A 15,586-nucleotide genomic window follows, 5' to 3' on the forward strand; every position below is an offset into this window, starting at 1 on the left:
ATCCCAAGGAGGCGGTCGAGAAAATACCCGTCTTTTATTTGACGCTTACAAAGGATTGGCTGGTGATCAGCTTTTCTTCCTTAACCCCTGAGTTTTTGTACGACATAGGGTACTTTTAACGCGTTTTGGATCGAGCCGAACAGCAGAGACAGGAAATAAATCCGCCAAAAAAGGCGAAAACCAATCAGGAAATCGCCGTTTTGAATGTATATTTAACAAATTTAGATTGATACGATGAACTTGTTCAAGGATGCACGAACGAAAACTCGTTCGTTTTTCATTGGAGCACTCATAAAGGCATCTCGCAAAATTTGCGGCCCCTTTAATGGAAGCCATGGGCGATGTGCCTTTTCAAAAAAGAATCAGCTGAATACGGGTCCATTGCGGATGCGCTTCCTGGAAGGGAGTGCGTCCCAAAGGGACGCCAGTCAGCTCATGGGAAGAAAATCTTTGCGTAGTCAGAAAAGCATTTACCAGAAATCGCGCGAAAAGGCCGGGCTTACCCGGAAGCAAGCGTCAGAAAAAATCGTCTATCTCTCCGAAAATCAGCTTGAAAAAATGGAACGAAACAAATCGGCGATCGATCCGCGCGATGTTCTGGCCATGGAGGAAGCGTACGGCGATTACACGCTCTCCAGCTGCCATTGCGCCATGCATTGCGCTATTGGCCAGAAATATGACAAAGCGGTGGAACTTTATTCACTGGCTCAGATCATCGTTCATGCCGAACTTGCGTATACCCAGCTCGAAGGCGACCGTCAGCGCCTGCTGCAGCTCGGAGCCGCCAAGTCGATCACCGCGGAAGAAGCGGAGTTTCTAAAGGAAAGCAGTCAGCGTATGAAAGATCTCGGTCAGGCAGGCCGGGAGCTCGAACTCTGGCTGAAGATGAAGCCGATCCAGAGCGCGGAGGAGTAAGCGCAGTACAGAAAAACTTATGGAATACGGATCCAGTCCAGAGTACGAACCGGCGATTTCGAACGATTCGCCGGTTCGTTTTTCTTACAGGCAAATTTTGGATCCAGTTCCCGGCCGATTAGGCCGTTTACTCCATACGCCCGGGTGATGCCAGTCTGCGCTGGAGCATTCATCCGAGCAGAAAAGGAAAAAACGAGATACGGAAGCAGAAAAAGTCGGAATGAAAATGCAGAGATTTTGAAAATGGATCCAGTGAAGAAGCCGAACAGTTTTGAAAATCGTTGGCCCATCCATTCATAGAAAAAAAGATCAGAAACGAAAAAGATCGAAAAAGAAAGGGAACACATATGAAAAAACGAAATGCGCTGCTGATGGCAGCACTCGCCACCAGTATGGTCCTTGGAGCGTGCGGATCTTCCAGTAAAAAAGCAGCAAAAACAAGCATTACAGAATCTTCTGCGATTTCATCGATCGCAAGCGAAAGCAAAAAGGAAGCTGCGCCATCGGAAAAGCCGGTTGAAGAAACGCCGGTCGCTGAAAAAAAACCGGAACCGGCTCCTCAGCCCGCTCCCGCTAAAGAGGAACCTGCCCAACAGCCGGCTTCCGACGGCATTCGTCCGGAGTTTAAGGAAGCGGTCGACGCTTATGTGAAGTTTTATGACGAGTATGTCGACTTCATGAAACGCTACATGCAAAATCCGGGCGATATGGGACTGCTTCTGGAAATGGCGAACTGGACGACGAAAGTCGCCGACATGGATGACAAGCTCGACGGATTTGAATCGGGAAGCGATGGATGGAGCGCCGCAGAAACCAAATACTGGACCGAAGCCTATCTGCACATTACCCAGAGCCTGCTGGCGATCGCCCAGTAATCCAGATCGGGTTTGCGAAGAACAGCCTGGCGTAGACTAAAGAGCCGGTTTGAAAATGATGCCGACCGTCTGAACAAAGGATGCAGATGGGATTTATCTGGGTGTCAAAAACTTGGTCTGCACCCTACCTATCGCAAATAGAGCACAAAAGGCCTCACGTCTCTTTCAAAAGGAGACGTGAGGCCTTTATTTTGGATTAGAAATCAGGTCTTAAGAAGTTTTTTCTAAAGTCGAATTAAAGACTCAGACCGACTTTGCGGTACACTTTGGAAATTTTCTTGTTGGCGATTCTGCTGGCGCGTTCTGCCCCTTCCTTGAGAATGGCATCCACTTTGCCTTCGGCAAGAATTTCCTTGTATTTGGCCTGCAGAGCGGTCAGAAAGTCATGAACGGCCTGGCCGGTTTCTTCTTTCAGATCGCCGTAGCCCTTGCCTTCGTAGCGGGCGACAATGGAATCGATAGACTCGCCGCTGAGCGCGGAAAGAATGGTCAGCAGGTTGGAGACGCCGGGCTGGTTTTCCGGATCAAAGGCGACATGGCCTAAGGAATCGGTAACGGCGCCCTTGATTTTGTTGCGGGCGGATTTCGGATCGTCGAGCAGGTCGATTACGCCTTTTGGCGAAGATTCGGACTTGGACATTTTCTTCGTCGGGTTTTGCAGGTCGTAAATTTTGGCACCGACTTTGGTTACGAGCGGTTCTGGAATGGTGAATGTATCCGAATAGCGCTTGTTGAAGCGTTCCGCCAGGTCGCGGGTCAGTTCCACATGCTGCTGCTGATCCTGACCTACCGGTACGTATTCCGGATCGTAAAGCAGAATATCGGCTGCCATTAAAGACGGGTACGTAAACAGACCTGCGGTAATGCCGGTTTCCTGCTTGGCCATTTTATCCTTGAACTGTGTCATCCGCTGCAGTTCGCCATAACCGGACAGGCACGTCATGATCCAGCCAAGCTGGGCGTGGGCGGGAACATCGCTCTGCAAAAAGAGGGTAACCTTTTTGGGATCGAGACCGGCCGCCAGGTAAATGGCGATCAGATCCTTCGTGTTGCGGCGCAGTTCCGCCGCCTTAATCGGGATGGTCAGTGCGTGCTGGTTAGCGATGAAAATGAACATTTCGTATTCATCCTGATACTTAACAAATTCGCGGATGGCGCCGATGTAGTTGCCTAAAGTCAGACGTCCGGTCGGCTTGATTCCGCTGAGCATTCTCTTCATGAAATTCTCCTTATTGCGAAAATTGTGTCATTCGGTTCTTCGAGTTTATGACATTTTTTTCATCATTTATTACACTTTAGACGTTTCCCCGCAGAAAGGAAACCCTAAAGAGTCTGAAGCAATTCGGGCTTTTTTGACCCGATCCCCGTTCTGCAGGATCGACTCTAGATCTCGAAAGGAAGATGAACTGTGCCTGTACTGCTTACCGTTCCTGGATGCGCCCGAACGCGTGCGGCCCGCCTGCTGCTCAAGGAAAAGGACATTCCGTTTACGCAGAAGCCTCTCTATTCGCTGCTTCTTGATGAAAAAGAAAATCTGCCCTATATAAAGATGATCGCTGACGTATGCGATAAAAATCCCGAAAAGATTATTTCTTCTCCGTCTCTGATTCCAAGACCGTTTCTTCTTTTTTCACCGGACGAAAAAGAGCTCGCTGAGGAGCTTTACACCTTGGATTCGTTCGCCAGATGCAACAGGAAATGCAAGCTGAAGGACGTCTGTCCGGCCGTTTTAAAACCTGCCGCGTTTGTGGTCATTTCGCTTGAAGATTGTGTAAGCGATTGCAATGAGGATGTTTCCATTCCCGAAAAACCTTGTAAAATAATGAAGTATGAGATTTTAACAAGGAGGAAACGCATGGATACCAAATATGTGTATCGCTTTATTGAAGGCGATGCCGGTATGCGTGAACTGCTTGGCGGAAAAGGTGCCAACCTTGCAGAAATGAGCAAGCTTGGCATGCCCGTCCCCAACGGTTTCACCATCACGACAGAAGCCTGCAACAAGTATTATGACGATGGGGAAAAGATTAACGACGAAATCAAGGCGCAGATCTTTGCTACTCTGGAAAACCTGGAAAAAGAAACCGGTAAAAGATTCGGCGATTCCGAAAACCCGCTGCTTGTTTCGGTACGCTCCGGTGCACGGGCTTCCATGCCGGGCATGATGGACACCATCCTGAACCTGGGCATCAACGATACCGTTGCTGAAGTTATTGCTGCAAAAACTGGAAATCCCCGCTTTGCCTACGACTCTTACCGCCGCTTTATTCAGATGTTCGCAGACGTAGTTAAAGGACTTTCCAAAAAACGTTTCGAAGAAATCATCGACGAAGTCAAGAAAGAAAAGGGCGTTAAAAACGATCTTGATCTCGACGCTGAAGATATGAAGGAACTCGTAAAACGCTTTAAGGCGTTCTACCGTGAAGAACTCGGTACCGACTTCCCGACCGATCCAAAAGATCAGATGATGGAAGCCATTGAAGCCGTATTCCGTTCCTGGAACAATGAACGTGCGATTTACTACCGCAAACAGAACGACATCCCGTCGAGCTGGGGAACTGCGGTTAACGTACAGATGATGGTATTCGGCAACATGGGCAACGACTGCGGCACTGGCGTAGCCTTTACCCGCAACCCGGCTACTGGCGAAAGAAAGCTGTACGGCGAATTCCTGATGAACGCACAGGGCGAAGACGTTGTTGCCGGCGTTCGTACTCCAAATAAAATTGACCAGCTGAAGGAGATTGCTCCGGAAGCTTACGAACAGTTCGTTAAGATCTGTGACACTCTTGAACATCATTACAAAAACATGCAGGACATGGAGTTCACCATTGAAAACGGAAAACTCTTCATGCTCCAGACCCGTAATGGTAAACGTACCGCTCAGGCCGCTCTGAAAATTGCCTGCGACATGGTTGACGAAGGCATGATCAACACCGATGAAGCCCTGCTGATGGTAGAACCGCAGCAGCTTGATTCTCTGCTTCACCCGATGTTTGACGCCGACGCTCTGAAAGAAGCTGAAGCCGTAACGACAGCGCTGCCTGCTTCTCCTGGTGCTGCCTGCGGTCAGATCGTCTTCACTGCAGAAGAAGCGATCGTAGAAGCTGCCAACGGCAAGAAAGTTGTTCTTGTCCGTCTCGAAACTTCTCCAGAAGACATTCAGGGTATGGCAGCTGCGGAAGGTATCCTTACCGTTCGTGGCGGCATGACTTCCCACGCAGCTGTTGTTGCCCGCGGAATGGGTGCCTGCTGCGTATCCGGCGCCGGCGAAATTGAAATGGATGAGCCAAACGGTCAGTTCACCGTTAACGGCCAGACTTTCAAGCGCGGCGACTTCATTTCCCTCGACGGTTCGACCGGTAAAGTATACGGCGGAGCCATCCCGACCGTACCAGCTGAAATTTCCGGCGACTTCGACCGCTTCATGAAGTGGGCCGATGAAAGACGCCGTCTGAAAATCCGCACCAATGCCGACACTCCGCGTGACGCTGCACAGGCTGTAAGCTTCGGCGCAGAAGGCATCGGTCTCGTTCGTACCGAACATATGTTCTTTGACGGCGACAAGATCAAATCCATCCGTGAAATGATCGTTGCCAAGACTCCGGAACAGATGGAAGCGGCCCTCGCGAAAATCGAACCGCTCCAGCAGGAAGACTTCGAAGGCATTTACGAAGCGATGGAAGGCCGTCCAGTCACCATCCGTTACCTCGATCCGCCTCTGCATGAATTCCTCCCGCACAAAGCCGAAGAAGTGGCTGAACTGGCTGCTGAAATGGGCATGGAAGCCGATGAACTTCAGGCGGTTGTTGACGGACTGCACGAAGTGAACCCGATGATGGGTCATCGCGGAAGCCGTCTGGCTGTCTCCAACCCTGGCATTGCCAGAATGCAGACCGAAGCCGTTATCCGTGCTGCAATCAATGTAAACAAGAAACATCCGGAATGGAACATCGTTCCTGAAATTATGCTCCCGCTGATCGGCGATCTGAAAGAACTGAAATACGTGAAGAAGATCGTTGATGATACCGCAAAAGAAATCCTGGCTGAAGAAGGCGTGGATATGGAATACCATGTTGGTACGATGATCGAAGTACCCCGTGCGGCTCTCCAGGCTGGAGAACTCGCTAAAGAAGCGGAATTCTTCTCCTTCGGTACAAACGACCTGACCCAGCTGACCTTCGGTTTCTCCCGCGATGACGCTGGAAACTTCCTGCCAAAATATGCAGAAGCCAAGATTTACGAAAACGATCCGTTTGCCAAACTCGACCAGACTGGTGTCGGCGAACTGATCAAGATTGCTGCAGAACGCGGCCGCGCTACCCGTCCGGACATCAAGCTTGGTGTCTGCGGTGAACACGGCGGCGATCCAGCCTCCATCGAATTTGTAGACGGACTCGGCCTGAACTACGTTTCCTGCTCGCCGTTCCGCGTACCAATTGCCCGTCTGGCTGCTGCTCAGGCTGCAATCAAGCATTCCAAATAAGATCCTTTCGATGATTCCAGATGCTGGATTTCCTGACCAGCGTGTCTGAAGACCCATACGTCTGACTATTGAATCTCGTTGATCCACAGCGGACCGCCCGCAAAAACGGTCCGCTGTTTTCTTTTGGCCGGATGAAACTTCACGGCAATTTAAAAACGAAGAGGAATGTGTGATGCTCGATGATGACCGCACTAAATCTCTGTCCCTTGCCATGGCTTGGCGATATCCTATCGATTTTCTTCAAAATGCATCTTGCCATGGACGGTTTCATCCTCTAGTCTTGGAAAAGTCCTGCCGGATCGGTTTTATTTGCCGCTTTGGTGAAAAACGAGGCTTGCTTACACGACATGCCAACGGGTTTCATGGATTTTCATTCAAAATCGACAAGTTGGGGAAGGGAACAGGCCGTTGATTAGGCAGGTGCCTGTTTTTTTGATTAAAATTGAATCTGTTGACTGGAAAGGATGATTTTATGGGATATCGCGCGTTTATCAAGGAAGAGCAGGAATGCTTCATGGCTCTTGACCCTTCCTTAAATTCCAAACTCGAAATCCTGAGGATGCCCGGTTATCGGGCGATCAAAACCTGGTACAGAACCCATCGGCTGTATCAGAAAAAACATTATGTTCTGGCGCGCTGGATGTCCCTGCGTGCGCAGCAGAAAACGGGAATCGATATCCATCCCGGGGCCCAGATCGGCAAGCGCTTCTTTATTGATCATGGCAGCGGCGTAGTCATCGGCGAAACCTGCATTATCGGCGACGATGTGAAAATTTATCAGGGCGTCACCCTGGGCGGTACGGGAAAAGATAAAGGAAAGCGTCATCCCACCGTCGAAGACGGCGTTCTGATTGGCGCCGGTGCCAAAATTCTCGGAAATATTACGATCGGAAAGGACGCCAAAGTTGGTGCCGGCGCGATTGTCATCCGGAATGTGGAACCGGGCTCTACTGTTGTCTGCCCGCCAGCCTATCCGGTACGCTATAAACAGGGAAAACATTCCAATCTCTGCGTTCAGGGTAAGGAACGCTGGAGCCGGGAAGACATTCGATGCCTTCAGGAAGGCAAAATAGCCGTCTGTCCAGCCAAATCGGCGATCGATAATGAACGGGAGGTTGCCAAAGACAGGCGAAAGTCTAAAATAGACAAAGAATAAGAAAACAAGTCCATGACTTTAAAATGAAAAGGATGATTAATGATGAAATTCAAGTTTTCAGACAGCTATGGAAATGACGTCACCTATGAAATCCATGACAGCGAGCTTGGTCATGCCCTCGAACGCATGCTTCCGCTGACGGTAATTCTCAATCAAATCGGTTCTTCGGAGATGTCCTTTGTTCCGCCTAAAAAACTCTCCACATTCGGCGCTCCTATTGCGCCGGGCGGCATTGAAGGCCTCTGCTACCATGAACCGTGGAACGAAGTAATTCTCTACTACGGCGGCTATTCCCAGTATGAAAACCTGTATGAAATCGGCATGCCAGTTGCCGGGCAGGGAGCGGTCCGCAATCTGCATGGTCCTGTTAAAATTGAAGAAATCTACTAAAGAGGAAGAGGGAAGCAACTTCTTCCTTTTTCTGTTTCATACGGAAATCGAGAGTTTGACCCGTAGATCTGTTTTCGATCTTTTAACACCGCCCAGTTCAGGGCGGTAGAGTGTGATATTCTTCGATTTAAAGGGGGAGTTTTATGAAGATTCATCTGCAGGATGCAGAGGTCCGATCCCATCTGTTTGAGGGCGGGTTCGGTCTGGAAAAGGAAAGTCTTCGAATCGAGTCGAAAACTGGAAAAATGGCACAGAGCCTGCATCCGTTTTCCCACTCGAAAATTGTGCAGGACTTTGCGGAAAACCAGACAGAGATCAATACCGCGGTCTATCCGGACTGGCAGAGCGCACGCAGGGAATGTGAAGAACTGACCGTTCTCATGCAAAACATTCTGGCCAAACAGGGCGAGACGCTCTGGCCGTTTTCCAACCCGCCGATGATTTCCTCGATGGAAGACATACCGATGCTGCAAAGCGGCCTGTCTTCTTCGACGGAATATCGTCATTATCTGGCGGACCGCTATGGAAAAATGAAAATGCTGTTTTCCGGCATTCATTACAATTTTTCGTTTTCCGACGCGCTGCTCAAACGGGAATACACGCTCTACTCTGAGCACAATTCCGGTACAAGACATGAAATTGACTCCTACAAGTCTTTTCGCAACGCGTTTTATCTCGATCTGGCGCAGAAAGCGGTCTGGTACGGATGGATCATTGATGCCCTGCTCAATGCGTCGCCGGTTTTTGATGGTTCGCTGATGAACGAATCTGCGTGCGGCCAGCCGCTTTATTTTGGATTCAGTTCCATGCGCAATTCCATCCACGGCTTTTGGAATTTCTTTACGCCGTGGTTTGACTACACCGATATGCAAAGCTATACGTCTTCCATCGAGCATTACGTAGAAGAAGGTCTGCTCAAAGCGCCGCGGGAACTGTATTATCCCGTCCGCATTAAGCCGGCTTCAGCGTATTCGCTCGACGCGCTCAATAGTCTTGGCGCCAGCCATATTGAACTGCGCATGATCGATCTTAATCCGTACGAACTTTCTGGCATCAGTGCCGACGATGCGTATTTCTGTCATCTGTTTCTGGTTTTTCTTGCCTGTCTCGACGATTTCTCACTGTCGATGAAAGATCAGATTTACGCTATTCAGAATTTTAAGAACTCCTGCGTTCTGCCGCTCGATCAGGCCAGAATTCTGTATGACGTGGATACAGGCAGTTCGGCTTTGGAAGAGCTCGATACGTTCCTGTCGGATATGGAAGTGTTCTTTGAACGGCTGAATCAGGAACAGGCGGTCGCGTGTCTGCGCCATCAGAAATTAAAAATCCAAAATCCGAAAAGCGAACTGCTCGCCAGCCGAGTTCGGAAAGACTTTTCCAGCTTTATGAAAGACGGGCTTAAACAGGCGCAGCATCTGCAGCAGCTTTCTCTCGATCAGCCGGCTCGAAAAAATGCCTGGACAGACGTGTATGCCGGGTTTGAAGAAAACCGCAGGTAAATTCATCGGTTCCAAAAGTTTAAAAGACGAGCATTTGATAGCTGCCGCCTGCTGCGGCAGGAAAGGAAAACATGCAAAAGAAAATCGTACTCATCAATGATCTTTCCGGCTTTGGACGCAGTTCTCTGGCGGTCTGGCTGCCGATCTTAAGCGTTCTGCGCATGGAATGCCTGCTCATGCCGACTTCCATCCTTTCCTGTCATACGGCTTATCCGGCGTATACGCTGCGCGATCTGAGCGAAGAGCTTGATCCCTGGATGGAAACCTGGAAAGCCGCAAACGTCTCTTTTGACGCCGTTTTAAGCGGGTATATCGCCAATGAAAAACAGGCCGATAAGATTCAGACGTTTCTGGATCGGTTTAAGGAGCAGAAACCGTTTCTTGTTGTCGATCCGGCCATGGCCGATGACGGGCAGCTGTATTCCGGTCTGAACGAACACGTAGTAGAAGCGATGCGAAATCTGGTCCGACGGGCGGATCTGATTCTTCCCAATCTCAGTGAAGCCTTTCTGCTTTGCGGCAAATCGTATCATTCGCATCCCGATCGCAAACAGATTCATGCGCTGGCCGAAGCGCTCCATCGTCTTGGACCGGATCAGGTCGTGATTTCCGGCATTGAACGCGATGGAAAAATTGAAGACTATGTCTGCGATTTTAAAACGGGACAGTTTGATCCAATCATCTCAGCCAGGGAAGGAGCTGGACGTCCCGGAACCGGCGATGTCTTCTCGGCGGTAACAGCCGGTCTGCTTATGCAGGGCAGCTCTCTCGGGGAGAGTGTCCGACAGGCTGGCGATTTTGTTCGAATCTGTCTGCGACAGGCGCAAAAGGAAAATACACCGCCTTTTGAAGGGGTTCCTTTTGAGCTGGTCCTCGATCGGCTGCTTAAGCTTTAAAAGCATTGGACAAAACGAACAGACTGGTTCCATTTGCTCATGAAAACAGGATACCGTTCAGACAAACAATACAAATGAAAGGACGGGAACGGCATAAACCGAATCCCGTCCTTTTTCAACGGAATGAAAAATGATTTGAGGCAGTAAGCGAATACGTTAACCAGAGGATCAGCTTTTGACAAAGTAATCGTACAGATCCTCGCGCAAGGGGGTCAGCAGACGATAGCCGATTTTAACGACAGATGCATCGTTGGCCATCGTAGTCTGCTCAAACAGGCCATCCGGTTTCATTTCCCCGAGGAAATAAAACGCCTTGGTCGTGTCGTCATTGCTTTTTCGCAAAAAGAGAAGAACGATTGGCGGATGTTCGCTTTGAAGCGATCGAATTTCCGGTGAAGCGAGCGTTCTTCGGTTTTTGGAGAACGCGATCAGACGGGAAGGCGATTCAAAATGGTCTTCGTACTGAAGGCTTTGAGCCAGATCTTCCGCTTTCTGGTAGTTGATAAAGACGGGGAGAAGATTCTGTTCTTTAAAGAGCTTGTATCCGCCGACGTTCTGCGCATTTTCAAAGACGGGAAGATCGAGCAAGCGGAAAACATCCGCATATGTATAGGACTGATACAGATCGAACCATGTGCCGTCCGTCGTCTTACTATATTTGTTTTTCCAGCGAAGCAGACTAAATTCCATGAGATCCGTCAGCTGATCGTAAAAGTCGGGATGAGTAAGCGCCTGAAGAAAAGAGGGTGCAATTTCAAAGTCGTGTTCGATTTGTCTGGAGAGAGCCTGGCGTGCTTCCAGAGGAAGACTAGCAGCTTTGACGAGTCGGATAAGAATTTCTTCTTCGGAAATCGACGGCTTTCGTTCAAGAAAGACAATGCCTTTAGAACGAAGATCGTTTCGGGTCTGCGGCAGCAGCCACTTCATCTCAAACTGACGGTTCAGATTTTTCCAGGTTTCTTTTTTGAGCCGAATGCCATACTCATCGAGAACCGCAAGAAAATGTTCAAGCCAGTCCTTTTGGTGATGAACCAGACTTTCCAGCAGCCAGAGTTCGAGCGCTCGCTTTCCATTGGCCCAGTACCGGGAGACAAACTGCAAAAAGCCAAGTTCAAGATCGGAATACTGCGTTAAAAGAGTGCGGTCCTTTTCCATACGGCTTGTAAATTCAGGATAGCAGCGATATGTGGGATTGGTGAAGATCAGCATAGGATCCATGCCCTGCGCCTGTTCAAAATCCACAAGGCGCGGGATCCGGCCGAGCTGCTGACGCATATCGAAGTAGCCTTCCGCCAGTTTAGCGGCGGAATTCATGTGGGCCAAGTCGATCGACTGCAAAATCCGCGAGCGCGCGATCGGTGAAAAATGAACCGAACTGATCCCGGGAATTTCTCGATTTCCTTCATAGACAAAACGGCGAAGCATATCTTTATTGCCCGTCTTGTCTCCGGAAAGTGCAGCAGGAATCAGATAGTTTTCCTTGTATTGGCCGACAAAATCGAGGACGGTCACAAATTCCTTGCCTTTGTATTTACGTAAGCCGCGGCCAAGCTGCTGCGTGAAAACAATCGCCGACTGCGTCGGGCGCAAAAGCAGGACCTGATTCACTTCCGGAATGTCGACGCCTTCATTGAAAATACCGACCGTAATCAGATAATCGAGCGCATGTTCATCGTAGCGATCCTGACAAAGCCGTTCGATCGCTTCGTCGCGTTCCGCTTCCGAATAGTCACGGCTGGAAAGAGCCAGCGTCTGAAGGCCCTGGGCATTCAGGGCATGACTGAGCTTTTCAGCTTCTTCGATCGTACTGACAAAGATCAGTCCTTTGACACGATCGCCGCTCCAGCCGTAATAGCGAGCCTGGGCGAGAATATGCTTCACCCGCTCTTCTTCCTTCAGCTTCTGAAAGTCTCTAGGATCGATGGAATCGATCGAATAGTCTGCAGAGACGGAAAGATCGTCCAGCGCATAATAATGGAACGGGCAGAGCAGGTTTTGTTCTAACGCATCGCTCAGGGTAATGCGGCAGGCGACATTGTAGTCGAACAGCTCATAAATGCTATTGCGGTCGGTTCGCTCCGGTGTGGCCGACATGCCCAGCCAGAATTTTGGACGGAAATACTCAAACAGCGTCTGGTAGGTATTGGACGCCGCATGATGAACTTCATCGACAATGATCCAGTCAAAGGCGTGCTTTCCAAACTGCATATACGTTCCCGGCTTCGACATCGTCTGTACGGTAGAAAACAGGCAGGAAGCATTTACATCATGGGAATTGCCGCTCAGCAAACCATACGTATACGCCTCATCGCCCAGAACCCGTCGAAACGACTCCATGGCCTGACGAGCGATCTTTTCCCGATGGACGAGAAACAGGACACGGCCGGGCTGGTGCTGGCGGACCGCAAAGGCGCTCGCATACGTTTTTCCCGTTCCGGTAGCGGAAATAAGCAAGGCTATCGTCTTGCCCTCTTCAATCATCTCGGAAAGCCGTTCGACAAAATCTTCCTGCATGGCGTTGGGCTCAGGAAGCAGATCAAAAGGATGACTCAACCCTTGACGGACCGGCTGGAAAGGATGGCTGGCGCAAGCAATCCGCACGATTTCTTCGTACTCTCTGGCGTAGTCGCGGTAAAGCACGGTCTGCGGACTGGTATACAGGCTTTCAAAGGCATTCATGCACTCCGTATAAAAGCTGCCTTTTCTGGAGGTGATCAGGCGCGTGTTCCACTCCTCATTCGTGCAGAGCGCTGCATCGGTCAGGTTGGATGAGCCGATAATCATGCAGCACTGATCGTCTTCTTCAAAAAAGTAGCCTTTGGTATGAAAGCCAACGGAATCGGAAGGATTTTCCTGTTTCTGGCAGCAGTACATGCGAAGCTCTATGTTTTTCAGATCCAGAAGCGTGTTCAGGGCTTTGGGATCGCTGAAGGCAAGGTAGTCTGTCGTTAGAATCCGTCCAGGAATTCCTTTCTGTTCCAGATACTGCAAAACGGGCTTGAACAGCTGCAGGCCGCTTTCGGTAATAAAGGCTACGGAGAAACAGAATTCCTGACAGCGTTGAAGTTCCGCTTCCAGCGCCAGGAATACCTTCTGTCCTTTTTTGGGATTATTGGTAAGCAGGGAAGGGACAAGATCTGGATTCGCCTTGCATTTGGCATCCAGAAAAGCCTTCTCCATCCCGGCTTTAAGCAAGTTGAATTGATTCATGATTCCAGGTTAGCAGCTGTGCATCCAAATTCAACGGATACGTCATTAATTGTGCAGGAAAAGCAGCTAGCAAGGATTTACTACCAGGCAATTCTGTGGAGTCCGAAAAATCATGATAGGATGAGCCTGTCTGATCCCTGCAATCGACAATGCTACAGGGATGTCTTTGAAAGTGGCCAGAGAGACAGGAGAGATGAAATATGATTGAAGTAACGGCGGCTATCCTGCATAGAGATGGAAAAATTCTGATCTGCCAGAGACCAGACGATAAAAGCTGCGGCGGCTTATGGGAGTTTCCCGGCGGCAAACAGGAACCGGGCGAGAGTCTGGAAGACTGCCTGAAGCGGGAGTGCCAGGAAGAACTGGGCATTCAGATCGGCGATCTCAGGCCATTTTCAGACGTCTGTCTGGAAGATCGAAATCTTCATCTTCACTTTTTTCAGTGCAGACAGACTGGCGGTCAGCTCGAACGCAAGGAACATCCGGCCTTCGCCTGGATCACTCCGGACGAAATTGATCAGTACACCTTCTGTCCCTCGGATACAAAGATGTTAGAAGAGGCCGATCGCCGAGCGCTTTTTGCGGATCCTTTAAAAAATAATCGATAAACGAAAAAACAGATTCAGATCGTCCTGCAGGTGCATGGACATATCTGAATCTGTTTTTATTGTTTTTATCAATGTTCCGCTTCTATTTTGATTATCGAAAACCAGCTGTCAGGCTCGATCAGTCGTCGACTGCGTTGAGTGGACAGCCAACTTCACTCTGTTCGGACTGGCGCTCGGAAGACTGACGGCTGAGGCTGTCCTCTCGTTCCTGAATACGGTCGTCGCATTCTTCGATCAGATCCTGAGCTTCTTCTGCTTCCGCTGTCGACGGATTTTGTTCGATCAGATCTTCCAGCGTGTTTTTGGCTTCTTCGTAGTTTTCTTCTCCCATCAGAGCTTTGGCATCGAGAAGAAGACGTGCTGGGCCAAATTCGAGTTCTTCGTTACGGCTGTTCGCGTCCGAGAGATCGCTCTGTACGGAAGCAAGTTCGCCTTGCAGGCTGGCCTTTTCTTCCTGAAGCGTATACAGATTCACACCCAGGACAGGAATTGCGATCAGGGAAGCGATGAGAAGGACGCAGAGAACGCCAAGAATGATGAAGGAAGCGATCATCTTTTTACGATGGGAAGAATTTTCGTCTTTTGTCATTGCGTAGTGACGTTTGAACACGTCGGCGAAGCTTTCTTCATCCGAGCCGTTCTTTTTTGGCTTGTCGCTCGCTATCTTTGGCTTGTCTTTCTTTTTCTCTGGTCGGATTTTCGGCGCACTGGTTTCCTCGGCTTTTTTCGGATACTTTTTTTCTTTTCTTTCGTCTTTAGCAGGCAGATCCTTTTTCTGACTTTTTACAGGTACATCCGAATGCTTTTTCGTTTTCCAGAAACCAGCCTTCTTTTCGCCGGATGCGGGAGTCATTGTCTGATCCGAATCCTCCGCCTGGACCGTACCCGCTGCCTGTGCCGTGTCTGTCGTTTGAGCTGTAAGCGGCTGTTCTGGATCGGAAGCTGATTTTTCGGTTTCCGCCAGACTGGATTTTGAAGGAGCGGAAGCTTCCTCCAGATTCTGATGGTTCAAAGCCGGATCCGAATCTGGTGTTTTTGGAAGTTCAGGCATGTCAGACGGAGTATGGGCTCCGAAATTTTTCTCATCAGTAGTCATACGAATGGCGCAAGGATACCGATGTCAAAACAGGACATCAAAGGAATTGCGCCCCTCCTTTTTAATATAGGTATCCAGATGACGTTACAAAAAGCGGATCATCTTTCCTGGATGAATAGCTGGAAGAATTCAGAGAGAAAAAGTCAGTGAACCATAACCTGAGAAGGGTAAGATATTTTTCTGACCGAATGGATGGTTCGATTTGAATCTCTCTGATCTTTTTTGAATCGCAAATTCCGTATCATTATTGCATTTTCCTTAGAAAGCAACAACTCAGTCGAAAGGTATATCTTTTTGAGATAAACGGCAGTTAAAATACGAAATAACAACCGCGGCATAATTCGAATAATATGAAAGAATATTCATATTGGATAAAAAATGTAAAATTGTCATTAATTAGAACTTTCCCAATCAGCTAAACTATACGGTCGGATTTTTGCGTGGACGACCAC

At 49.3% G+C, this 15,586-nt stretch carries 12 protein-coding genes; 8 read left to right on the forward strand and 4 right to left on the reverse strand.

The window, feature by feature from the left end:
- Positions 1-435: 435 nt before the first annotated feature.
- Positions 436-915 carry a helix-turn-helix transcriptional regulator gene (locus Q2J39_RS08435; protein WP_288340105.1) on the forward strand — a complete coding sequence of 160 codons (480 nt, stop codon included), beginning with the start codon at positions 436-438 and terminating at the stop codon, positions 913-915.
- Positions 916-932: 17 nt separating this feature from the next.
- On the opposite strand, the gene Q2J39_RS08440 is transcribed toward Q2J39_RS08435, so the two are convergent.
- Complete coding sequence (locus Q2J39_RS08440) at positions 933-1,088, reverse strand: hypothetical protein (RefSeq protein ID WP_288340103.1); 156 nt, start codon at positions 1,086-1,088, stop codon at positions 933-935.
- Positions 1,089-1,262: 174 nt separating this feature from the next.
- Between Q2J39_RS08440 and Q2J39_RS08445 the strand changes: the two genes are divergently transcribed.
- Positions 1,263-1,790: a DUF6591 domain-containing protein gene (locus Q2J39_RS08445; RefSeq protein ID WP_230267689.1), complete on the forward strand. Its 528-nt coding sequence runs from the start codon at positions 1,263-1,265 to the stop codon at positions 1,788-1,790.
- Positions 1,791-2,025: 235 nt separating this feature from the next.
- Here the strand turns inward: Q2J39_RS08445 and trpS are convergent, their stop codons facing one another.
- Positions 2,026-3,009, reverse strand: a complete 984-nt coding sequence (gene trpS, locus Q2J39_RS08450; RefSeq protein WP_230267688.1) for a tryptophan--tRNA ligase — start codon at positions 3,007-3,009, stop codon at positions 2,026-2,028.
- A 636-nt stretch (positions 3,010-3,645) separates the two neighbouring features.
- Between trpS and ppdK the strand changes: the two genes are divergently transcribed.
- From ppdK to Q2J39_RS08475, 5 genes are all read left to right on the forward strand, one after another.
- Positions 3,646-6,276 (forward strand): pyruvate, phosphate dikinase, encoded by a 2,631-nt coding sequence (gene ppdK, locus Q2J39_RS08455; protein ID WP_230267714.1) that lies wholly within the window; start codon positions 3,646-3,648, stop codon positions 6,274-6,276.
- 472 nt (positions 6,277-6,748) lie between these two features.
- Entirely contained in the window at positions 6,749-7,432 is a 684-nt protein-coding gene (epsC, locus tag Q2J39_RS08460) for a serine O-acetyltransferase EpsC (protein ID WP_230267687.1), read from the forward strand.
- 39 nt (positions 7,433-7,471) lie between these two features.
- Entirely contained in the window at positions 7,472-7,822 is a 351-nt protein-coding gene (locus Q2J39_RS08465; RefSeq protein ID WP_230267686.1) for a cyclophilin-like fold protein, read from the forward strand.
- Between the two features lie 143 nt (positions 7,823-7,965).
- Positions 7,966-9,324, forward strand: coding sequence for a hypothetical protein (locus Q2J39_RS08470; protein ID WP_230267685.1), 1,359 nt, complete (start codon positions 7,966-7,968; stop codon positions 9,322-9,324).
- Positions 9,325-9,395: 71 nt separating this feature from the next.
- Positions 9,396-10,220: a pyridoxamine kinase gene (locus tag Q2J39_RS08475; RefSeq protein WP_288340099.1), complete on the forward strand. Its 825-nt coding sequence runs from the start codon at positions 9,396-9,398 to the stop codon at positions 10,218-10,220.
- Between the two features lie 168 nt (positions 10,221-10,388).
- On the opposite strand, the gene Q2J39_RS08480 is transcribed toward Q2J39_RS08475, so the two are convergent.
- On the reverse strand, positions 10,389-13,430 hold the full coding sequence (locus Q2J39_RS08480; protein WP_288340098.1) for a DEAD/DEAH box helicase: 3,042 nt from the start codon (positions 13,428-13,430) through the stop codon (positions 10,389-10,391).
- Between the two features lie 200 nt (positions 13,431-13,630).
- Here Q2J39_RS08480 and Q2J39_RS08485 point away from each other — a divergent pair, with 200 nt between their 5' ends.
- The gene (locus Q2J39_RS08485; RefSeq protein WP_230267682.1) at positions 13,631-14,038 is read left to right on the forward strand and encodes a (deoxy)nucleoside triphosphate pyrophosphohydrolase; all 408 of its coding nucleotides are present in this window, start codon (positions 13,631-13,633) and stop codon (positions 14,036-14,038) included.
- A gap of 118 nt (positions 14,039-14,156) precedes the next feature.
- On the opposite strand, the gene Q2J39_RS08490 is transcribed toward Q2J39_RS08485, so the two are convergent.
- Complete coding sequence (locus Q2J39_RS08490; RefSeq protein WP_288340095.1) at positions 14,157-15,089, reverse strand: hypothetical protein; 933 nt, start codon at positions 15,087-15,089, stop codon at positions 14,157-14,159.
- Positions 15,090-15,586: the final 497 nt, after the last annotated feature.

Origin of the sequence: uncultured Allobaculum sp., from assembly GCF_948576815.1 — a bacterium.
Lineage (GTDB): Bacteria > Bacillota_I > Bacilli_A > Erysipelotrichales > Erysipelotrichaceae > Allobaculum > Allobaculum fili.